20 protein-coding genes are annotated in these 20,035 nt (G+C 72.7%); 9 read left to right on the forward strand and 11 right to left on the reverse strand.

The window, feature by feature from the left end; genetic code table 11:
- Position 1: 1 nt before the first annotated feature.
- Complete coding sequence (locus tag AB0B33_RS02275) at positions 2-1,195, reverse strand: histidinol-phosphate transaminase (RefSeq protein WP_247019366.1); 1,194 nt, start codon at positions 1,193-1,195, stop codon at positions 2-4.
- 21 nt (positions 1,196-1,216) lie between these two features.
- Entirely contained in the window at positions 1,217-2,125 is a 909-nt protein-coding gene (locus AB0B33_RS02280) for a hypothetical protein (protein ID WP_360765748.1), read from the reverse strand.
- A gap of 179 nt (positions 2,126-2,304) precedes the next feature.
- Here AB0B33_RS02280 and AB0B33_RS02285 point away from each other — a divergent pair, with 179 nt between their 5' ends.
- The 3 genes from AB0B33_RS02285 (at position 2,305) to AB0B33_RS02295 (ending at position 4,072) form a co-directional block, all read left to right on the forward strand.
- On the forward strand, positions 2,305-2,604 hold the full coding sequence (locus AB0B33_RS02285; protein WP_247019370.1) for a hypothetical protein: 300 nt from the start codon (positions 2,305-2,307) through the stop codon (positions 2,602-2,604).
- Positions 2,605-2,723: 119 nt separating this feature from the next.
- Positions 2,724-3,338 carry a dihydropteroate synthase gene (locus AB0B33_RS02290; protein ID WP_360765751.1) on the forward strand — a complete coding sequence of 205 codons (615 nt, stop codon included), beginning with the start codon at positions 2,724-2,726 and terminating at the stop codon, positions 3,336-3,338.
- On the forward strand, positions 3,335-4,072 hold the full coding sequence (locus AB0B33_RS02295) for a dihydrofolate reductase family protein (protein WP_360766214.1): 738 nt from the start codon (positions 3,335-3,337) through the stop codon (positions 4,070-4,072). Before AB0B33_RS02290 ends, AB0B33_RS02295 begins: the two co-directional genes overlap by 4 nt.
- Positions 4,073-4,089: 17 nt before the next feature.
- Here the strand turns inward: AB0B33_RS02295 and AB0B33_RS02300 are convergent, their stop codons facing one another.
- Complete coding sequence (locus tag AB0B33_RS02300; RefSeq protein ID WP_360765753.1) at positions 4,090-5,079, reverse strand: RNA polymerase subunit sigma-70; 990 nt, start codon at positions 5,077-5,079, stop codon at positions 4,090-4,092.
- Positions 5,080-5,167: 88 nt separating this feature from the next.
- Here AB0B33_RS02300 and AB0B33_RS02305 point away from each other — a divergent pair, with 88 nt between their 5' ends.
- Complete coding sequence (locus tag AB0B33_RS02305; RefSeq protein WP_360765755.1) at positions 5,168-5,629, forward strand: YdeI/OmpD-associated family protein; 462 nt, start codon at positions 5,168-5,170, stop codon at positions 5,627-5,629.
- On the opposite strand, the gene AB0B33_RS02310 is transcribed toward AB0B33_RS02305, so the two are convergent.
- Complete coding sequence (locus AB0B33_RS02310) at positions 5,595-7,070, reverse strand: amidase (RefSeq protein WP_360765758.1); 1,476 nt, start codon at positions 7,068-7,070, stop codon at positions 5,595-5,597. The two genes, AB0B33_RS02305 and AB0B33_RS02310, sit on opposite strands and share 35 nt — an antisense overlap.
- 37 nt (positions 7,071-7,107) lie before the next feature.
- Between AB0B33_RS02310 and AB0B33_RS02315 the strand changes: the two genes are divergently transcribed.
- Positions 7,108-8,214: a hypothetical protein gene (locus AB0B33_RS02315; RefSeq protein WP_360765761.1), complete on the forward strand. Its 1,107-nt coding sequence runs from the start codon at positions 7,108-7,110 to the stop codon at positions 8,212-8,214.
- A 43-nt stretch (positions 8,215-8,257) separates the two neighbouring features.
- Here the strand turns inward: AB0B33_RS02315 and AB0B33_RS02320 are convergent, their stop codons facing one another.
- Positions 8,258-9,337 (reverse strand): helix-turn-helix domain-containing protein, encoded by a 1,080-nt coding sequence (locus tag AB0B33_RS02320; RefSeq protein ID WP_360765764.1) that lies wholly within the window; start codon positions 9,335-9,337, stop codon positions 8,258-8,260.
- A gap of 99 nt (positions 9,338-9,436) precedes the next feature.
- Between AB0B33_RS02320 and AB0B33_RS02325 the strand changes: the two genes are divergently transcribed.
- Positions 9,437-10,657, forward strand: a complete 1,221-nt coding sequence (locus AB0B33_RS02325; RefSeq protein ID WP_360765767.1) for an MFS transporter — start codon at positions 9,437-9,439, stop codon at positions 10,655-10,657.
- On the opposite strand, the gene AB0B33_RS02330 is transcribed toward AB0B33_RS02325, so the two are convergent.
- Positions 10,614-11,192, reverse strand: a complete 579-nt coding sequence (locus tag AB0B33_RS02330; protein WP_360765769.1) for a CGNR zinc finger domain-containing protein — start codon at positions 11,190-11,192, stop codon at positions 10,614-10,616. The two genes, AB0B33_RS02325 and AB0B33_RS02330, sit on opposite strands and share 44 nt — an antisense overlap.
- 83 nt (positions 11,193-11,275) lie before the next feature.
- On the opposite strand from AB0B33_RS02330, the gene AB0B33_RS02335 reads away from it, so the two are divergent.
- On the forward strand, positions 11,276-12,463 hold the full coding sequence (locus tag AB0B33_RS02335; protein ID WP_360765771.1) for an epoxide hydrolase: 1,188 nt from the start codon (positions 11,276-11,278) through the stop codon (positions 12,461-12,463).
- Here the strand turns inward: AB0B33_RS02335 and AB0B33_RS02340 are convergent.
- From AB0B33_RS02340 to AB0B33_RS02350, 3 genes are all read right to left on the reverse strand, one after another.
- Positions 12,425-12,820: an NUDIX hydrolase gene (locus tag AB0B33_RS02340; protein ID WP_360765772.1), complete on the reverse strand. Its 396-nt coding sequence runs from the start codon at positions 12,818-12,820 to the stop codon at positions 12,425-12,427. The two genes, AB0B33_RS02335 and AB0B33_RS02340, sit on opposite strands and share 39 nt — an antisense overlap.
- 16 nt (positions 12,821-12,836) lie before the next feature.
- Positions 12,837-14,504, reverse strand: a complete 1,668-nt coding sequence (locus AB0B33_RS02345; RefSeq protein WP_360765775.1) for a hypothetical protein — start codon at positions 14,502-14,504, stop codon at positions 12,837-12,839.
- A gap of 76 nt (positions 14,505-14,580) precedes the next feature.
- Complete coding sequence (locus AB0B33_RS02350; RefSeq protein ID WP_247019396.1) at positions 14,581-14,940, reverse strand: VOC family protein; 360 nt, start codon at positions 14,938-14,940, stop codon at positions 14,581-14,583.
- Positions 14,941-15,200: 260 nt separating this feature from the next.
- Between AB0B33_RS02350 and AB0B33_RS02355 the strand changes: the two genes are divergently transcribed.
- Together AB0B33_RS02355 and AB0B33_RS02360 are read left to right on the forward strand one after the other, a co-directional pair.
- Entirely contained in the window at positions 15,201-15,377 is a 177-nt protein-coding gene (locus tag AB0B33_RS02355) for a hypothetical protein (RefSeq protein ID WP_360765778.1), read from the forward strand.
- 90 nt (positions 15,378-15,467) lie between these two features.
- Entirely contained in the window at positions 15,468-18,077 is a 2,610-nt protein-coding gene (locus AB0B33_RS02360; RefSeq protein WP_360765781.1) for a CHAT domain-containing protein, read from the forward strand.
- 90 nt (positions 18,078-18,167) lie between these two features.
- On the opposite strand, the gene AB0B33_RS02365 is transcribed toward AB0B33_RS02360, so the two are convergent.
- Together AB0B33_RS02365 and AB0B33_RS02370 are read right to left on the reverse strand one after the other, a co-directional pair.
- A complete protein-coding gene (locus AB0B33_RS02365; protein WP_360765783.1) occupies positions 18,168-19,199 on the reverse strand; it encodes an aldo/keto reductase in 1,032 nt (343 codons plus the stop codon).
- Between the two features lies 1 nt (position 19,200).
- A complete protein-coding gene (locus AB0B33_RS02370; protein ID WP_360765785.1) occupies positions 19,201-19,986 on the reverse strand; it encodes an SDR family oxidoreductase in 786 nt (261 codons plus the stop codon).
- Positions 19,987-20,035 lie beyond the last annotated feature (49 nt).

A 20,035-nucleotide genomic window follows, 5' to 3' on the forward strand; every position in this document is an offset into this window, starting at 1 on the left:
CTCAGCTGATCGACCGTTCCGGTTCGCGGGAGTGCGAGACGAGCTCGATCGCCGGCGTCGCGTGCCGCCCGCCGCCGAGCCGCTCGACCCCGCGCAGCCCTTCGACCAGCCGCTCGACCTCGGTGTCCGGCCGCACCCCGAAGCGCATGAACTGGCTGGTCATGCCGATCTTGTTGCCGCACTGGCGCACCAGGAGGTGGTGCTCGGCGAGCAGGTATTCGCACAGCTCGGCGCCGTCGACCGAGCCGGGCAGCTTGACGAGCAGGAAGTTCGCCTGTGACGGGTAGACCGTCAGTTCCTGGAACTGGTTCAGCTGCGAATTCATCATGAACCGGTCGAGCGCGAGCTTCTTGAGGCTTTCCTCGTATTCCGCGCGGCGCTCGGCGAGCATGAAGATCACGGTTTCGGCGAGCGAGTTCAGGTTCCACTTCGGCAGCGCACCGGACAGCTTGCGCGTCAACGCCGGGTTCGACACCTGGTAGCCGAACCGGATCCCGTGCAGCCCGAAGTTCTTGCCGAGGCTCTTCAGCACGATCACGTTCGGCCGGACGACGGCTTCCGCGGCCACCGACGCGTTCATCTCCACCTCGACGAAGTCGATGAACGATTCGTCGATCACCACCAGGTCGAGGTCTTCGAGGGCGTCCATGAACCGGATGACTTCGCGGCGGGACAGGTAGCCGCCGTCGGGGTTGTTCGGGTTGCACAGCACCGCGACCCGGGAACCGCGGCGCTTGATGAAGTCGAGGTACTCGTCCACGCGCAGCTCGAAGTTGTTCGCTTCCTTGAGCACGAACATGTCGACGCGCTTGCCGGTTTCCAGCGGCTGGTCGGTCCAGCGGCCGAACGTCGGGATCGGCACCGCGACGCTGGACCCGACCAGCAGCTGGTCGATCCAGGTGATCAGCTCGGTCGAGCCGTTGGCGAGTGAGATCGTCGACGGGTTGAGCCGCAGCACGCTCGCCAGCTGCGCGGTGATCGCGCCGGAATCGCTCGGGTAGAACTTGAGGATCGTGCGGAGGTTGCGCTCCAGCTCGCCGAACATCTCGTCGGTGGGGAAGTAGGGGTTGCAGGGGATGCAGAAGTCCGCGAGGTCGTCGGCGTGCTGCCCCATCGCCCTCGCCACGGAGAAGAACGACGGGCTGTGGGCTTGGCCCTGCTGGAAGAGGCCCCTGGTGGTCGTACCGTGCCGCACGCGTGTTCTCCGTCCGCCGCTTTACCGGCCCCTTGCCTTCCCATCGCCAACACGTACGGATCGGGGACGCGGTTCACCGCCGCTCAGCGCGTAGCCGCCGGTGCCGGCCAGCACGAGGGCGGCCAGCGCGGAAAGGGCCATGACCGGCAGCGGTGCGGCGAAGGGATCCGTGCCGGTGAAGGACTCGACGCCGATGACGGCGGTCAGCACGGCGTCGGCGGCGACGGCCACCTTCACCACGAGCAGGCGGTGCGCCTCGGGCCAGCGGGTGAACCGCAGCAGCCAGGCCAGCCCGGGCAGCACGAGGATCGCGTGCATCGCGACCGCGTGCACCGGCTTGAGCGCGCCCGCCGTCGTGTAGGCCAGCTGCGGGTCGCCGCCGCGGGCCGCCACGACGCCGCGGCCGATCATCACCGCGCCGGTGGCCAGCGCGACGAGCAGCACGAGGAGGCCGGCGCGGACGGCCAGGCGCAGGCTGGGCGCGGCCGGCCCCGGCTCGACCAGCGCGGCGGCCGTGAAGCCGATGACGACCACGATGAGCACGCCGCCGCCCGCGGCGAGCGTCATCGAAACGACGTTGTCGAACGGCGTCTCGAAGTTGAAGTGCGACGGCACCCCGCGCCAGGCCTGCATGCTGACCAGGACGACTTCGACGACGCTCGCGGCGGTGAAGGCGCCGAGCAGCGCGGCGCGCCACCGGGCGCGGAGGGTGAGGAACGACGTCGCCCAGGCGACCGACGCCAGCGTCAGCCCGAAGGACAGGCCGAACGTGACGGCCTTGCGCAGCGACAGCGGCCCCAGCCACGAGCCGCCGGTGGCGAGCAGTGCGACCGCGTGCCCGGCGCCGCTGAGGAACAGCGCCGCGCCGACGGCGTAGGCGACGCGTTCGGCCCGCCGTCCGTCGTGCCAGATCCTCGTCAGTGCGTTCATGGTCTGAAGTGTCGCGCGATGGCGAAGCCGCCGCGTCGGCTCTGCGGCGACACCGCGTCGTACGACAACGGGCGTACGGCAACCGGCGAGAATGTCGAAAAAGTGTTGGTAAAGGAATTCTCTTTTTCTTGACCGGAACTTCGGGTGCGCGGTGGCCGCCGGAGTTCTACCATCGAATCATGTACATCGCACTGCTGACCTACACAGCGCCCGAAACAGAAGTCGACTACGCGCTCCCGGACCATTCGGAGTGGGTGCGCAAACAATTCACGAAAGGACTGTTCCTGGTTTGCGGAAAAGGTAGCGGCGCCGCCGACCACGTGATACTGACCCGCCCGATGCTGCGGGGCAAGCTCGACGCCGTGCTCGCCAGCGACCCGTTCGTGGTCCAGCGCCTCGCCCGGTACGACGTCATCGAGTTCGCCGCCACCCGCACGGCGCAGGAACTGCAGGCGATCAACGAGGCGCTCGCCTCCTGAGGAAGTCCGTCGAGAGTCGGGTGGCCCGGCGACGGTGCCCCGCCACCTGACGGCGAAGGGTGTTGCCCTGCCTGCTCGCTTATGATCGCGAAGCACGGATGTCCAGCAGGGAGCACGCGATGAGAACCCCCGACCTCGTTTTCCGGGGCCGCCGGTCGAGCAGTGACCACGCGCTGGTGCTGGCCGTGGTGCAGGTGCTCCCGGAGCCCGACGCGGCGAGGGAAGCGGTCACGAGCGCCGTCGCGGACGGCGCCGACCTGGTGGGTTTCGCCGGAACCGGCGTCGAACCCCTGGTCGCGTGGGCCCGAGCGACTTTTCCCGGCCTCGTCCTGGCGGTCGACACCGCGGACGCTTCGGTCGCGGCGGCCTGTTGTGAGGCGGGCGCCGACCTGGTCCTCGCGCGAGCCGACCTCGTCGACGTCGCGGCCCGGTACGGCGCGGGTTACGCCGGCCCGTCGGTGTCCGACGCGGTCGCGCGCGGGGTGCCCGCCGAGGGGGCCGTCCTCGACGTGGGAGTGGTGCGCGAAGCGCCGTCGCTGCCGTCGGACGTGCCGGTGCTGGCCGCAGTCGCGGGCGACGGCACCCCGGCCGGGCTGGCGCTGGCGGCGCTGGCGGCGTCGGCCGGCGCGGCGATCCTCCGCACGGCGCACCCGCGCGCGACGCGGCACGTGGCCGAGATGGCGGCGAGCATCGCGGGCACCCGCCCGCCGGCGAAGGCGGTCCGGTGGGAGTGATCCGGCAGGTCTGGCCGGCCGGGCGCGACCTCGCCGACGCGGACCTCGAGCAGCTGTACGCCTACCCGGCCGACCCGCGCTGGGTGGCGGTGAACTTCGTGTCGAGCGCGGACGGCGCGATCACGGTCGACGGCGTGTCGGGGGCGCTCTCGACGCCCGCGGACCGGATCGTCTACCGCCTCGGCAACGACCTGGCCGACGTCGTCCTGGTGGGCGCGGGGACGGCGGTGGCGGAGGGGTTCGAGGGCATGCGCCCGGACGAGCGGACGGCCGAGCGCCGCCGCCGGTTCGGGCTGGCCCCGATCGCGCCGGTGGCGGTGGTGACTTCCGGCCGTTCGTTGCCGGCGGACGCCCCGGTGATCACGAAAGCCGCGGTCCCGACGCTGGTGTTCACGTCCGCGGCGGCCCCGGTCTCGTTGCGCGCCGCGTGGGCGTCGAACGGCGCGCGGGTGTTCGTGGTGGACGGGGTCTCGGGCGTGGTTTCGACGTTGGTGGCCGAGGGTCTGGGCCGCATCGACTGCGAGGGCGGGCCGAAGCTGTTCGGCTCACTGATCGAGGCGGGCGTGGTCGACGAGTTCCGGTTGACGGTGGCGCCGTTCCTGGTGGCGGGGACGTCGAGCCGCGCCGCTGTCGGCGGGGTGGTGGATCCGGCGGGGCTGGAGCTGGCCTCGGTGCTGACGGACGGGGCGAGCGTGCTGGTGCGGTACCTGGTGAAACGAGCTCCGGGCGGCTGACGACCTCTTCGCCGGCTTCACCTGCCCGTCGGTGCCGTCTCGGTGACCGCCGGCAGGCGCTCCGGCAGGCCGAGCCGCGGGAAGCGGTCGGCGTGGAACGTGGTGATCTCCGCGATCGCCCCGCCCGCGACGCGCAGGACGTCGATCGTCAGCGGCAGGTACGCGCCCTCTTTCTCCCGCCAAAGGTAGAAGGCGACGGCGGGCTGCCGGTTCACCGGCGTGGGGACCGCGCGCAGGCCCTTCATGCTCTCGAAACCGTCCTCGCGCCAGTCGTCCACGACCGCGGCGCGGCCGATCCGCAGGCCCGGGGTGGGCGGCATCGAGCAGCGGACGTCGTCGCGCAGCAGGGCGGCGAGCGCGTCGATGTCCGTGGCGACGCTGGCGTCGGTGAAGCGCCGGACCAGTTCGCGCGTGCCGGCGTCCTCCTCGCCGCTCGTCCAGTCCCGGCGCTCGGCGGGCAGGTGCGCCCGCAGGCCGGCGCGGGCCCGCTGCAGTGCGCTGTTCACGGAGTTGACGGAGTCCCCGAGCAGCTCCCCGACGTCCTTCGCGGGCCAGCCGAGCACGTCACGCAGGATCAGCACGGCCCGCGGCCGCGGCGCGAGGTGCTGGACGGCGACCAGGTAGGCCAGCTCGATCGTCTCCCGCGCGACGGCGACGGCCTCGGGTTCGTCCGCGCGGCCCGCGGGCAGCTCGTCGAGCAGCCGGTCGGGGTAGGGCTGCAGCCACCGCACCTCGCCGCCGGTCGCGGGCTCCGGGCGGCACTTGGCCAGCAGGTCCAGGCAGGCGTTGGTGGCGATCCGGTAGAGCCAGGCCCGGAACGTCGACCGCCCTTCGAAGGTCTCCCGCCGCCGCCAGGCGCGCAGGAACGTCTCCTGCACGGTGTCCTCGGCGTCCTCGAAGGACCCGAGCATCCGGTAGCAGTGCACGTGCAGCTCCCGCCGGTGCCGCTCCGCCAGCCCGGTGAAGGCCGGCTCGTCGACCTGGGCCAGGTCCTCCGGTGCGCTCATCTCGGTCATCCTTCCGCTCGTGGTGTCCGGTCGAAAGGTGAGACGGGGAGAGGCCCGAGAACTCATCACGCGCGGCTAGCATCGGGGCATGCGGCGGCAGCGCTTCACCGGGACGATCACGACCGGCCCCCGGGGCCGGGTGTACCTGCCGGTGCCGTTCGACCCGGACGAGGTGTGGACCCGCAAGGACACCCACCACGTCACCGGCACCGTCGGCGGGCGCAAGGTCCGCGGCCCGCTCGGCCGCTTCGGCACCGACCTCGGCCTGGGACTGGGCGAGGCGTGGCGGCGGGACAACGGCCTCGGGGCGGGCGACCGGGTCGACGCGGAACTGGCGCCGGAGGGCCCGCAGCGCCAGGACCTGGCCGACGACATCGTGGCGGCGCTGGCGGCGAGCCCGGCGGCCAAGGCGTTCTTCGACTCGCTCGCGACGTTCTACCGCAAGGGTTACCTGCGCTGGATCGACGCGACGACCCGCCGCCCCGAGGTCCGCGCGGCTCGCATCGCCGAACTGGTCACGTTGCTGGAGCAGGGGAAGAAACAGCGCTGAACCGCCGACCGGGCTCCGGGGGCCGGAAGCCGCCGATGCGCTGTTCCAGCAGTTCGGCCAGCCGGAGCGGGGTGCGGTCCTCGAACGCCGGGCCGATGAGCTGGACGCCGACCGGGAGGCCCTCCGGCGACCGGCCCGCGGGGACGGCCGTGGCGGGCAGGCCGGGCATGGTGGCCAGGCCGGCCCAGACCAGCTGGTCGAAGTACGGGTGCTCGGCGCCGTCGATGGCGATGCGCCGCTCCATCGGGTTGGGGTGGTGGTCGTGCGGGAACGCCGGTGTCGGCGTGATCGGGCAGACGACCGCGTCGAACTCCGCGAACAGCTGCCGCCAGCCGTGGCGGTGGGCCTCGCGGCGGTTGTTCGCCTCGAGCCAGTCGCGGTGGCTGAACTCCATGGCGTCCAGCCGGACGGCGTCGAGACCGGTGGCGCGGGCCCTCAGCTGTGCCGGCGACTCGATGGGGAAACGCGCGATCGCGCCCGAAATCAGCAACTGCATATAGAGCGTCGCGGCTTCGGTCAGGTCGGGCAGCAGCGGGCTGTGCCGTTCGACGCGGGCGCCGCCGTCGGCGAGCGCGGTGGCCACGCGGTGCACGGCCGCCCGCACGGCGGACCCGACCGGCAGGAGCGGGTGGTCGTCGAGGACCAGGACCCGGAAGTCGCCGAGCCGCTCGTGGCGGGCGGGCGGCAGCGTCAGGTCGTACGCCTTACCGAGCGTCAGCGGGTCCGGGCCGGCCATGACGTCGAGCAGGAGCGTGAGGTCGCGGGCGGTGCGCGCCATCGGGCCGACGACGGCGAGGTCGAGCTCGACCGGCAAGGCCGGCTCGGACGGCGCGACCATGCCGCGGTTGGCCACCAGCCCGAGCGTCGGCTTGTGCGCGTACACCCCGCAGAAGTGCGCGGGGGTGCGCAGCGAGCCGGCGAGGTCGGAGCCGAGGGACAGCGCGCCGAACCCGGACGCCAGCGCCGCCGCCGACCCACCGGAGGAGCCGCCCGCCGTGCGGCCGCGGTCCCACGGGTTGGTGGTGGTGCCGTAGAGGTCGTTGAAGCTCTGGATGTCCTGCAGCCCCAACGGGACGTTGGTCTTGCCGAGCACCACCGCGCCCGCGGCCTTGAGCCGCGCCACCTGCACCGCGTCCGCGGCCGGCCGGTGGTCGCGGTGCGCCGGCAGGCCCCAGGTCGTCGGCAGCCCGGCGACGTCGTAGGACTCCTTGACCGTCACCGGAACGCCGAGCAGCGGCCGGTCCTCACCCCGCGCGCGGGGCTGGTCGGCCTGGCGCGCGGCGGCCCGCGCACGGTCGAAGTCGGGCACGCAGATCGCGTTGACCACCTCGTCGTCACGCTCGATCCGGGCGATCGCCTCGTCGGTCAGTTCCCCTGATGTCACGGCACCGGTGCGCAACGCGGCAATGAGTTCTTCGGCTGATCGAAAGCTCCATTCCATGGCGGCGAAGCTAACGGCCTGCTCGAGGAGCCACGAAATGCCGGTTCGCGCAATGGGTGGCGGGAAGGTGCGCTCCACCTGGGACGCCACGAAATGCCGCGTGGCGCAACGGGATGGACGTCACGGCGTGGTCGAATGGTGCGTGCTCGAAGCTTGGTTCGACCGGCACCGGCCGTCCACGATCCGCGCCCGGCGTCACGCCCGGCTCGCGGCGCCGGAGGACGGGGACGCACTGGTCTCCGCGTCGATCGGCCCGGCGGGCGAGGTCGTCGCCTTGTGGGCGGCGGAGCCGGACCTGGCGGAGTTGATCGCGCGGACGGAGAGCCCGGGCGCCGCGACGTTCCCCGGCACCCGGACGTCACGGCCCGTCGCGGCGCGCGTGGCCGGGTACTCGCCGGAGATGGTGGTCGCCGCGCGGATTTCGTCGCTCCGGGCCACGTACCCCACCGCGCAACCGCTGCCGGACGGCCGGGTGCTCGTCGTCGGTTCCCGCTGCCGGTGGCGCCCGGCGGGGCCCGAACGCAACGCGACCGTGTACGACTCCACCGGGACGCCGCTGCTCGAAGGGACGCTCGGCGACGGCATCGAGCACGTGCGGACGACCAGCCGTGGCGAGATCTGGGTGGGCTACTTCGACGAAGGCGTCTTCGGCAACTTCGGCTGGGGTGAACCGGAAAGCTCGCCGCCGGTGGGCGCGAGCGGGCTGGTGCGCTTCTCGGCCGCGCTGACGCGGGAATGGGAGTTCTCTTCGCAGAACGCCGGGAGTTCGATCGACGACTGCTACGCCCTCAACGTCACCGACGACACCGTCTGGGCCTGCTACTACAGCGATTTCCCGATCGTCCGGGTCGACGAGGACACGGTGACCGGCCGGCACAACGAGGTCCACGGTGCGAAGGCGCTCGCGACGGACGGCTCCCACGTCGCTCTGTACGGCGGTTACCGGCCCGACGGCAACCGGCTCGTGACCGGCGTCCTGACCGACGACCGGTTCCAGGTGACCGGCGAGCACCTGCTCGCCGACCCGGACGGGAAGCCGCTGCCGGCGGGAACGCGGGTCGTCGGCAGGGGACCGGACTTGCACGTGATCGCGGGCGAGAACTGGTGGCGGCTCGGTCTCGAGGACCTCGAAGGCGCCCGCTGACCGGGCCGGGAACCACGGTACCTGACCCGCTTCGACGGGCCGCTCACCGCAAGACGGCCGCCAGCAGGTCGGAGCCCAGCGTCCGCAGTTCGGCCAGCTTGACCGAGTAGCGGACGTACCGGCCCTCCCGTCGTCCGGTCAGCAGGCCCGCGCGGCGCAGGACGGCGAGGTGGCGGGAAACCTCCGGCGGCGAAAGCTCCCAGGCGCGGGCCAGCTCTCCCGTGGTGTGCGGCCCGCGGGCCAGCGTGCGGAGCAGGCGAAGCCGGACCGGGTGGGCGAGGGCCGCCAGCCGGAGCGTCACCGTCTCCAGGGGCACCGGCTCCGGCGGGTCCGGCTCGGCGACCGGGTACTGCACCACCGGCGGCCACCCGCGCGCGTGGATCGCCACCAGGTGGGGGTGGCCGAAGACGCTGGGGACGAACACGACCCCGGCGGCGGTGGTCGCGTTGTCCTGCAGCTTGTCCACGACGATGCCGCTGCCGTCCGGGGACGGGGTGACCGAGCCGGAGACCGACGCGAGGGCCGCCGCGATGCCCTGGTGCCGGAGCAGGTCGTTCTTCCGGCGCAGGTCCGCGGTGAGCTGCGGGGCGACGCCGGCCCACGCGGCGTCGAAGAAGGCCTCGGCGCACTGTTCGAGGGTGTGCCGCACCCGCGCCCGCACGGCCGCCGGGTCGGCGAGCAGCCGTTCCGCGAAGGCTTCCTGGCGGGCGCCGCGGGCTTGGGCGAGGTCCAGGGCCCGCTCTCGTGCCGTCGCGTCCGCGAGCGGGGACGGGGCACCGAAGTGGACGCGGTTGTTGCCGCACGTGGTGATCAGCGCGGCCGTCACGTAGGTCTCGTCGTCGATCCGGTCCACCTCGTCCAGTTCCTCGGCGAGTGCCGGGCGGGGACGGGCGGGGACCAGGAAGTCCGCCCGCGACGAACGCCAGAGGAACTCCGCCTCCCGGAGCCGCTCGGCCAGTTCCGGCCGCAGCCCGGCCCAGACGTCCGCGGCCCAGCCGGCGAGCCGCGGGTGGTGCGCGGGTTCGGCCAGGACGTGCAGCATCGCGGTCAGCTCGGCCAGCGGCGAGACGGCGAACCGCAGCCGCTCGGCCGGCGGGCCGCTGAGGGCGATCTTCAGCGTCATCCCCGCATTCTCGCCGGCCCGCTGCCCGGCGACCGCGTCGGTTGACGGTGTTCGTCAACCGGCGCGGCGAAACCGGCGGCCGGCCGCACGGTGGACGCCATGACGACCAAGATCCGCCCGCGCGCCCTCGTCCGGGCTTCCGGCGGCCCGCGCTACGCCGTCGCCCTGGCCGTGGACGCGCTCGGCACCGGCCTGCTGCGGCCCTTCCTGCTGCTCTACGGGGTGCTGGTGCTCGGGCTGTCCGCACCGGTCACCGGCCTCGCCATGACGGCCGGCGTCGTGGTGGCGCTGGTGGCCATGCCCGCGGTCGGGCGGTGGCTGGACCGGGGCGCGCGCAGCACGGTCGTGGCGGCGTCGATGCTGGTGCGGGTGGTGGGCGCGGCGCTGCTGGTGGCCGCCCCGGCGGGGTACGTCTGGCCGTTCGCGGCCGCGGCGCTCTTCCTCGGCCTCGGCAACCAGGCGTGGCCGGCCGCCCACGCGGCGCTCGTCGCGACGGTCGCCCACGGACGGGAACGCGACGCCGCGCTCGCGGGAGCCCGCGCCCTGCGCAACGCCGGCCTGGGTGCCGGTGCGCTCCTCGCCACGGCGTGCCTGGCGGGCGGTACCGCCGCCGTTCAGGCGTCGGCCGCGTTCACCGGGCTCGCCTACCTCGTCGCGGCGATCCTGGCGTGGTCGGTGCACGTCCGCGCGCAGCCGGCCGATACCCCGGCCGCCGGGCCCGCACCGCGGATGCGCGCGCTCCTGGCCGCCAACGTGGTCTACGTCTTCTGCCTCAACGTCCCCGAAATCGCGCTCCCGCTGGTCCTGGTGACCCGGCTGCACGCGTCCCCGGTGTGGTCGGCGGCCACTTTCGTGGCCAACACGGTGCTGGTGGTCGTCCTGCAGGTCCCGGTCACCGTCCTGTTGTCCCGCTTCCCCCGGCGGACCGTGCTGGCGTTCGGCGGCGTGGTGCTGGCCGTGTCCTACCTCGGTTTCCTCGGGGCCACCTCACTGGGCGACGGCTGGGGTGCGCCGGCCGTCGCCGCGGTAGCGGTGGTCTGCACGGTCGGCGAGATCGTCTACGCCGGCAGCGCCACGGCTCTCGTCACCGCCCTCGCTCCGGCTCAAGTGCTGGGCCGCGCGCTGGCTCGCTTCCAGCTCTCCACGGGCTTCGGCCTCGCCGTCTCCCCGGCGGTCATCACCGCGCTCGCCGCCCGTGGCCCGGCCGCTCTCTGGGGCAGCCTCGCCGCCGCCACGCTCGTCTCCGCCTCCGCGGTCGTGAGTGAGAAACAGCGTTCTAACCCTGTTTCCCACTCACGACCCGGCGGCGGCCGGCGTTGAAGCGCGCTTTCTTCTGCCGGTTCCCGCACGTGTTCATGTCGCACCACCGGCGGCTGCGGCTCTGGCTGGTGTCGAAGAAAGCCGCCCGGCAGGTCGGCGACGCGCACAAGGCCAGCTTTCCGTCCCGTTCGCCCGCGACGATGCTGATCGCGTCGGCCGCGATCACGCCGAGGGCGTCTTCCACACCGGTCGCCGGGCCGAGCCGCCAGATCCGCTTTCCTTCGGGCGTCAGGAAAGCCGCCGCCCGGCCCTGGGCGCTGCGGGCGTTCAGGACTTCGACGGCGGCCGCGGGGAGGGGCTCATCGAGGGCCGCCGCGGTCGCCGTGGCGTGGATCGACTCCCGCAGTTCGCGCGCAAGGGTGAGCTGGGCCGGGGTGCAGGACGGCACGGCGAGGCCGCTCACCGCCAGCCAGTCGGCGAGGCGGTGCGGGGTCGGGATGCGCTCCACGGCGTCGCCCTGACGCTCGGTCAGCGTCGCCGTGAAGCTGGTCGCCAGGACGCTGCCGAGGCGGAAGTCGGGGTGCTCAGCACGCATGGAACCAGCTTAGCCGGTTGCCCGCGGCCGTGGCGACGTGTTAGAACCGTCTAAGCCGGTTCACTCTCGACCGAGGAGGTCCCATGCCCACCAGCGACGTCCACGCCTTCGAAGCCCGCGCGACCGACGCCGACCTCGACGAACTGCGTGCGCGGCTGGCCGCCGCGCGATTACCCGAAGCCGAGACCGTCGACGGCTCGCGCCGGTGGGACCAGGGCGTTCCGCTCGCCGATCTCGCCGAGGTCGTGGACTACTGGCGCACCGGGTACGACTGGCGGGCGTTCGAAGCGCGCCTCGACCGGATCGGGCAGTTCCGCACGACCGTCGGCGGGCTGGGAATCCACTTCCTGCACCGCCGATCCGCGCGTACCGACGCCACGCCGCTGCTGCTCACGCACGGCTGGCCGGGCAGCGTCGCCGAGTTCGTCGACGTCGTGGCCGAGCTGGCCGACCCGGAAGACGCGGCCGCGCCGGCGTTCCACGTCGTGGCGCCCTCGCTGCCGGGCTTCGGTTACAGCGACAAACCGGCCACGACCGGGTGGGGAACCGAGAAGATCGCGGCCGCGTGGGTGGAGCTGATGGGCCGGCTCGGCTACCGCGAGTTCCTCGCGCACGGCGGCGACTGGGGCGGCAACATCACCACGGTGCTCGCCGGCCGGTTCCCGGCGCACGTCCTCGGTATCCACACGACGTTCGCGGAGGGGCCGCCCGGGCTGCCGGCGGACGGGCTGACGGCGCTCGAGCGGAAGTGGGCCGAGGAGACGCGCGACTTCTGGCACAACCGCGCGGCGTACGCGAAGCAGCAGGCGACGCGGCCGCAGACCATCGGCTATTCGCTCGTCGACTCACCGGTCGGGCTGCTCGCCTGGATCCTCGACAAGTTCGCCGAGTGGTCGGACACCGAAGACAGCCCGTTCGAGCGGATCTCCCGCGACCGGATCCTCGACGACGTCACCCTGTACTGGCTGACGCGGACCGGCGCGTCGGCGGCCCGCATCTACTACGAAAGCCACAACTCGCTCGACCCCGAACTCCGGGTCGACGTCCCGGCCGCGATCACCATGTACCCGCGCGACATCGAGAAGTGCCCGCGTCCGTGGGCGCGGGAGCGGTACCGGCGGATCGTCCGGTGGTGCTCGCCCGAAGCCGGGGGACACTTCCCGTCGCTGGAAGTGCCCGGATACTTCGTCGGGGATCTGCGCGAGGGCCTCGCCGCGGTGCTGGCCGCCCGGTCAGGACGGACCGAGCAGTCGCCGGAAGTGGTCCGGTAGCGGCAGTTCCCGGGCTTCCGCCGGCGTCAGCCACGCGAAGTCGTCGTGCTCCGCCGGGTTGAGCACGACCTCGCCGGTGCCGGTTTCCTCTGTCGTGTAAACGAAAGCGTGGATCCGCAGGTCGCGGCCCGCGATGTCCGGCCACGAATCCCGCGCCAGCTCCCCGGTGACGCGAACCCGCAAACCGGTTTCCTCCACCGCTTCCCGGACCGCCGTCGTCTCGAACGGCTCGCCCGGCTCGGCCGTCCCGCCCGGCAGTTCCCACTCGCCCGCGCGGAACACCCCGGCCGTGCGGCGGAGGAACAGCACCCGCTCGCCGCGCGGGATCCAGCAGTACGCCAGGTTCTTTTCCGTCATGAGCGCCGATTCTCGCTCAATTGGTCTTCGACGTCGGCAGGTGGGCGCCCAGGTAGCCGACGTACACCCGGCCCGTGCGGTCCGTGTCGTCCAGGAAGTGCAGGCGCGGTGCCGGTGCTTTGAAGCGCTCCAAGGCGATGTGGGCACCGAAGTAGTCGCGGCCCGCCGGGTTGGTGCGGGGGTCGACGCGGAACGTCCTGGCCTGGCGGAGCCGTTCGTTCGTGGTCACCGTGTCGGACTCGGCCAAGGCGATGATGTTGGCGCTGATCAGGGAACCCGGCTGGCCGGTGCGGGCGAACGCGAGGACGTCCGACAGCTCGGGGCCGGGGTCCTGGCCCGCGTCGAGCAACGACGTGCGCGCGCTCGCGTACGCGTCGAGGGTCCGCAGCGCGTCCCACGCCTTGCGGCGCCAGGCCGCGGCTTTCGGGTGGTGGTCGAGGATCGCGGCCGGCGCCGGTTCCGCCGTGAGCACGAGGTGCGCGAGCGACGCCGCCGCCTTGACCAGCTCGGCGAAGCTGGAGAACTCCTCCGGCGGGCGGCCGGCGGCGGCCACTTCGTCGTCCGCGTCGTGGTGGCGGGCGAGGCGGCCCGCCAGCAACCCGTTGACGCGCCTGAGTTCGTCGCGTTCGGCTTCGGTCTCCTCGAATTCGCGCGCGTAGTCGTCCACCGTCGCCTGCAGCTGCGCGAGCTGCTCGCGCAGGCACCCGACTTCGGTCGCGGAGACGTCCTCGAGCCGGCTGCGCAGCGCCTTCACCTCGCAGGCGTGGCGATCGCGCTCTTCGGCGTGGGCCTTGGCCTTCTTCCGCAGGATCGTGATCACCCGGCGGGCCTCGGCCAGCTCGCGCTCGGCCCGGTCGAGCTTCTCGGTCAGGCCGGCGTCCGGCTCGCGCTCCGGCGAGACGAACGGATCGGCCGCGTACCAGGCCCGCACGCTCGCCACGTCGGCCCACTCCTCCGGCAGCGGTGTCCGGCCGCGCGCCTGGATGAGCTGCGTGATCGCGCCTTCGAGGGCTTCGCCGTTCACCGGGCTGGCCGTCTCGACGAAGTCGGGGAGCTGGTCGCACGGCGGCGCGTACAGCCGCGCGCCCGCCGGGACCGCGCAGCCGAGGGGGACGTTCCGGTTGAGCGTGCGGCGGAAGCGGTCGTCGACGTCGAAGACGTTGACCAGCCCGGCCCAGCCCGCGACCGGTACCGTCGGCGGCTCGGCGAGCACCAGCACCGCCGACGTCCGCCACGGCGCCACCAGCGCCTCGCCCAGCAGGTCGGCGAGGTGGTCGCACTCCTCGCGGGACCAGCCGCGCATGGCCAGCACCGGGGTTTCGATCGGGATTTCGTCGTGGCCGCTCGCGCCCAGCTCCTCCAGCCCGATCCGGTGCGCGGGCGCGACGTGGCAGCTGCGCCACGGCCGCGTGCACGCCGCGGCCAGCAACCACGTCACCCGGTCCTCGCCGGCGCGGTAGCAGAGGGACAGGAATACCTGAACGGAGTAGCGTCCTTCGCCGTCGCCGTAAGCGAATTCGAGGTCGCACCGGCGCGATCCGCCGTCGTCGGACGAGCCGAGATCGGTGACGGTGTAGTCGTCGTGCTGCCGCTGGCGGGTGATCAGCCTGCTGCGCAAGGCGTCCAGGGGGCGTTTTCCTTCGGTGGGGACCAAGCCGTGGTGCCAGATCCGGTGCACCCCCACAGGACTCAACTCCGTTCGCCACGACCAGGACCTGAGCCGAACATAGCGGATCCTGTGACCGGTCGAACGCGGGGCGTCACCTCGTCCAGAGGCAGAACGGGTGCCCGGCGGGATCGAAGCAGACGCGCACGTCGTCCTGCGGCTGGAAGTCCGCGACGACGGCCCCGGCGGCTCGCGCGGTGGCGGTCGCTCCCTCGAGGTCGTCGACTTCGATGTCGAGGTGCAGCTGCATCTGCTGGGTGCCGTCGGCGGGCGGCCAGACGGGCGGCACGTGTCCGGTTTCGAGCTGGAACGACAGCCCGGCGCTCCCGTCGTCCGGCCGCAGCGTCACCCACTCCGGCTCATCGGTCCGGATCGGCCAGCCGAGCAGTGTCGAGTAGAACGCGGCGAGCGCGCGCGGCTCCGGCGCGCCGAGCACGGTGGAGGTCAGCTTCATGGTCGGGTGGTACCCGCGGATCCGCCCGGAATGCACGTCCGGTGTGGACGTCGTTACAGACTTCACCCTTTAGGACGTTCCCGCCGGGACGTCGACCCTGTTCACAGCCGGTTGGGCTGACTTTCCGTAGCTAAAACCCTCCCGATCATTGCTCCGTTGTGCAACTATTGGGCCGTTCGCGGGGAGAGGGCCTCGCGACGGGGGACTCACCGTCACGGTCAGCGTCCCCATGCAGATCCCCAGGGGAGAGGAGATCGACCATGTCGACGCCCACGGACACCAAACCGGAAGAGACGCCGGAACCGATCGAGAAGGCCGGCCCGGTGGTCCCGCACCCGGAGCCCGACGAGCACGGCTGGGTCCACGTCGGGCACAAGCCCGAAACGCCGGTGGTTTCGCCCAACTGCGGCGACCCCTGCTACCAGCGCGTCAACTGAAACACCCGAGGGTGGTCGCCCGCTTGCCGATCTTTCGCCGGTAGGCGGGCTTCCTTCTGCCCTCGGCTGTGCTGTCATAGGAGTGTGCCTGTGACAAACCCCAACCCTGCCGATGTGCTCGAGCGGGTGCGCACGTTGCAGAAGGCGGCCTCCGCCGCCTCTTGCCTGGGGCGCTACCACGACGGGGTCCGGCAGCTCCGGCAGGGGATGACCCTGCTCGACTCGATCCACCCCGTGGCTTCCGCCCACCGGTCCGACTGGCTGGTGACGCGCATCCGCCTCGCCAGCACGCTGGCCGCCATGTCCACCGAGATCACCGGGGACGTCCCCGCCGGGCTGGCCGGCCTCGACGACGTGCGCCTGCTGATCGACGCGGTCACCGATCCGGTGCTCAAGGCCGAGCTCAGCGCGTCGCTGAACCACAACTACGCCATGAAGCTCATGACCGTGGGCCGGAACGAAGACAGCATCGGGTACTTCGAAGAGGCGGTCGGGCACCACGAGTACCGGCTGGCGCACGGCCGCAACCCCGCGGCCCGGATGGGCGCTTTCGTGCAGACCCTCTCCGCGCGGGGGTGGTCGCACGCGAAGCTCGGCAACGTCCGCCAGGCGCACGTCGACCTCACGCGGGCGCTCGAGCTCGCCGAGGAGCACGAGCTGCGGGTCGAAGCAGCCGACGTCCGGCGCAGCCTCGGCGTGCTCGCCCACCGCACCGGCGATCTGCCCGAAGCGCTGCGGCTGTACCAGATCGGCGAGCGCACGTACCAGGCGCTGGGCCTGGAAGTGCCGCTGCAGCTCCGGCTCGAACAGGCGCAGGCCCTGATGGCGGCCGGGCTGGCGGACGAAGCGGGCGGCCACCTCGACGACGCCCTCGCGATGATGGACGAGCAGCACAACGTCACCCGCAAGCGCGCCAACGCCGAGCTGCACCGCGCGTCCGCCGCCCTGATGAACGACGAGCTCGAGCTGGCGCGGAGCATGGCCGCGTCCGCCCGGCGCGGGATGCTCAAGGTCGGCTGCCGCACCTGCGTCGCCAACGCGACCGTGGTCGGGCTGCAGGCCGACGTGCGCGACATCCTGCGTTCCGGGGAGATCCCCGCGGCGTTGCCGACCCGCGCCCTCCGGATCGCGGCGAAGATGCCCGCGCCGCTGCTGACCGAGCAGGCCGCCACCGCGCGGATGCTCGCCGTGCGGCTGGACATCCGGCGGGGCAACCTCAAACGAGCCGCCGAGACGCTCCGCACCGTCCCGCGGCCCGGGCAGCTCACCCCCATCGACTACCGGATGCTGCGGCGCCTTTGCCGGGCCGAGCTCGCCGTCGCGCAGGGGAGCCGGGCGAAGGCGCTCACCGAAATCCGGTCCGGGCTCACCGAACTCGACGCCGTTCGCGACCGGATGGGCGGGCTCGACCTCGTCTCCGGGACCGCGCTGCACGGTCAAGAGCTCGCCGACCTCGCCGTGAAGCTCGTGCTCGAACGCAACGATGCCCGGCGCCTGTTCGTCTGGCTCGAACGCACTCGCGCGCAGACCTACCGGTACGAACCGCTTTCCGCCGGGACCGATCCCGAGCTCGCCGCGAGCGTGGCCGAGGTGCGGGGGCTCGGGCAGGCGATCCAGGAGGCCCAGCACGACGGGCACCCGATCGCCGGGCTGCGGGCGAAGTACAACGAACGGCTGCGGGAGGCCCAGCGGCTCGGGTGGCACACCGGGCGGTGGGGGCGCCCGCGGCCGGTGGCCGGGCTGCGCGAGGTCGTCGCGCGGCTCGGGGAGCGGGCCATGATCAGCTTCGCCGCGTCCGGGGACGAGCTCGTCGCCGTCGTCGTGGCCGGCGGCGAGTGCCGGCTCGTGCGGCTCGGGTCGGCCGGGGCCGCCGCGGAGTCCGCCCGGGTGCTCAACGTCGACCTCGACGCGCTCGCGCCGGACAACCTGCCCGAGCGGCTGGCCGAGGTCGTCATGGCGTCCGCGCGCAAGCAGGCCGACAAGATCGACGCGCAGCTCATCCAGCCGCTCGCCGAGCTGTTCGGCGACCGCGAACTGGTCATCGTGCCGACCGGGCCGCTCTACGCCGTGCCGTGGGGCGTGCTGCCGGGGCTGCGGGGACGGCCGACCGTCGTGGCGCCGTCGGCGACCGCGTGGCTCGCCGCCGAGCTCACCAAGCTGTCCCGGGCGCGGCGGATCGTGCTCGTCCGCGGGCCCGGGCTGGCGGGGGCGCGCGGTGAGCTGGAGAAGCTGACCACGCACTACCGCACCGCGACGACCATGACCGGCGCCAAGGCCACCGTGAAGTCCGTCCTGCGCGCGATGGACGGCGCGAAGCTCGCGCACTTCGCCGCGCACGGGGCCCACGAGCCGGAGAACGCGCTCTTCTCCCGGCTGGAACTCGCCGACGGCGCCCTCTTCGGCCACGAGATGGCGGGGTTGCGGCAACCGCCGCGGCAGGTCGTCTTCGCCGCGTGCGAGCTGGCGCTCAACCGGATCCGGCCCGGCGACGAGGCGCTGGGCTTCGCCAGCGCGTTGCTGGCCAGCGGTTCGCGGACGGTGATCGCCCCGCTGTCCCGCGTCGGCGACCTGGCTTCGGCGGCCGCGATGGACGACTACTACCGGGCGCTGGCGGAGCGGGAACGCCCCGCGCTGGCACTGGCCGACGCGATCGCCGTGGACCCGTTCCGCAGGCCGTTCGTCTGCCTCGGCGCGGGCTGAGCGGGTGGGGGCTGGTTTTGGGGCTGGTGTGAGCTGTTCGCGGTGTCATGAACGAGTCGTTCATGTCGTCGGATGCGGTGAACGACTCGTTCATGATGTTCGGGGGGCGGGATGTTGGTTGGGTTCGGTGTCGCTGGGCTCAGGTGCTCCGGTCCTCGGCGCGGGCTGAGCCGGTGGGGACCACACCAGCCGCGGGTCGGTCTGGATGAAACTGCCGAGGAGGTGGTCGATCCGGGTCAGGACGTCCAGGTCGAGACGGATGCTGGCAGCCTTCGCGTTCTCCGTGACCTGCTCGGGCGTGCTCGCGCCGGCGATCGTCGAAGCGACGCCCTCGTGCTGCAGCGTCCACGCCAGCGCGAGCTGCGCCATCGTCAGGCCGGCGTCGTCGGCGACCCCGCGTAGCAGCTCCACCCGTTCCAGCAGCTCCGGCATCAGCAACGGCCGCGCGTACGCCGGTCCCGCCGCGCGAGAACCCGGCGGGATGCGGCCGTCGTGGTACTTGCCGGTGAGCACGCCCTGGGCGAGCGGTACCGAAGCGAACTGCCCGACGCCGATCCGGTCGCTCACCGGCATCACCTGCGCCTCCGCGACCCGCCACAGCATCGAGTAGTGCGGCTGGTTGGCGATCAGCGGGACGTCGTAGCGCTGCGCCGCTTCGTGGGCCTGCAGCAGCTGCTCGGCCGTCCACTCCGAGGTGCCGGCGTAGCGGATCTTCCCCTGCCGCACCAGATCCGACAGCGCGAGGAACGTCTCCGCGACCGGGGTGCGGTAGTCGAAGCGCAGCAGCTGGTAGACGTCGACGTGGTCGGTGCGCAGCCGCCGCAGCGAGCCCTCGCACGACGCGATCACGTGCTTGCGGCTCAGCCCGGCGGCGTTGGGGCCCGGGCCCTCCGGCCAGAAGACCCCGGTGCACAGCACCAGTTCGTCGCGGTCCAGTCCGGAAAACACGGCCCCGTAAGCCGCTTCGGCCGCGCCGCCGTCCCACGCCGCCGCGGTGTGGAACGTCGTGACGCCGGCGTCCAGCGCCGCGGTGACGCAGCCGGGTTCGCCGTGCGTCAGCCAGTTGCCGTACGCGATCTCGCTGACGGCGAGCCCGCTCGCGCCGAGCCTGCGGTACTCCACTTCAGCCTCCCACGGCCATCTCGTCGATCCACGCGTCGACCGCGCTCGCCTTGCGCGCGAACGATTCCCGCACGGACTCGTGCGGCAGGATCAGGAACTCCTCCTTGCCGAGCCCGTGCACGACCGCCTCGGCGACGTCCTCGGGCTCGAGCAGCGGCGCCAGCGCCGCGATGGCCAGCGCGGCCGGGTGACCGGCGGCGATGCCGGGTTCGAGCAGCGCCGTGCGGACGCCGAGCGGGCACAGCGCGCTGACCCGGATCCCGCGCGGCCGGTAGGTGATCGCCAGCCACTCGGCGAGGCCGACGGCCGCGTGCTTGGTGACCGAGTACGGCGCGTCGCCCGGGGTGCCGAGCAGGCCGGCGGCCGACGCCGTGATCAGCAGGTAGCCCTCGCCGCGCGCGAGCATCGCGGGCAGCACCGCCTGCGCGGCGTGCACGTGCTGCAGCACGTTGAGCTCCCAGGACTTCTGCCACTGCTCGTCGGCGGCGTGCACGCCGGTGCCGAACGCCGCCCCGGCGTTGGCGCAGAACAGGTCCACCAGGCCGAACTCGTCCCGCGCGGTCGTGACCAGCGCTTTCAAGTCCTTTTTGGACGTCGCGTCGGCGGCCACCGCGACGGCCCGGCCGCCCGCGGTGGTGATCTCGTCCGCCACCCGGGCGGCGCCGGCCTCGTCGACGTCCGACACCACCACGCCCGCCGCGCCCTCGGCGGCGAAGCGACGGGCCATCGCGGCCCCGATCCCGTGGGCCGCGCCGGTCAGCACGACGACCCGTCCAGTCAGTTCCACGCGGGCTCCAGGTATTTCGGCGTCGAATTGTCACTTGCGTGCGAGAATT

The organism is Amycolatopsis sp. NPDC049159 (assembly GCF_040648295.1).
Taxonomy (GTDB): Bacteria; Actinomycetota; Actinomycetes; order Mycobacteriales; family Pseudonocardiaceae; genus Amycolatopsis; species Amycolatopsis pretoriensis_A.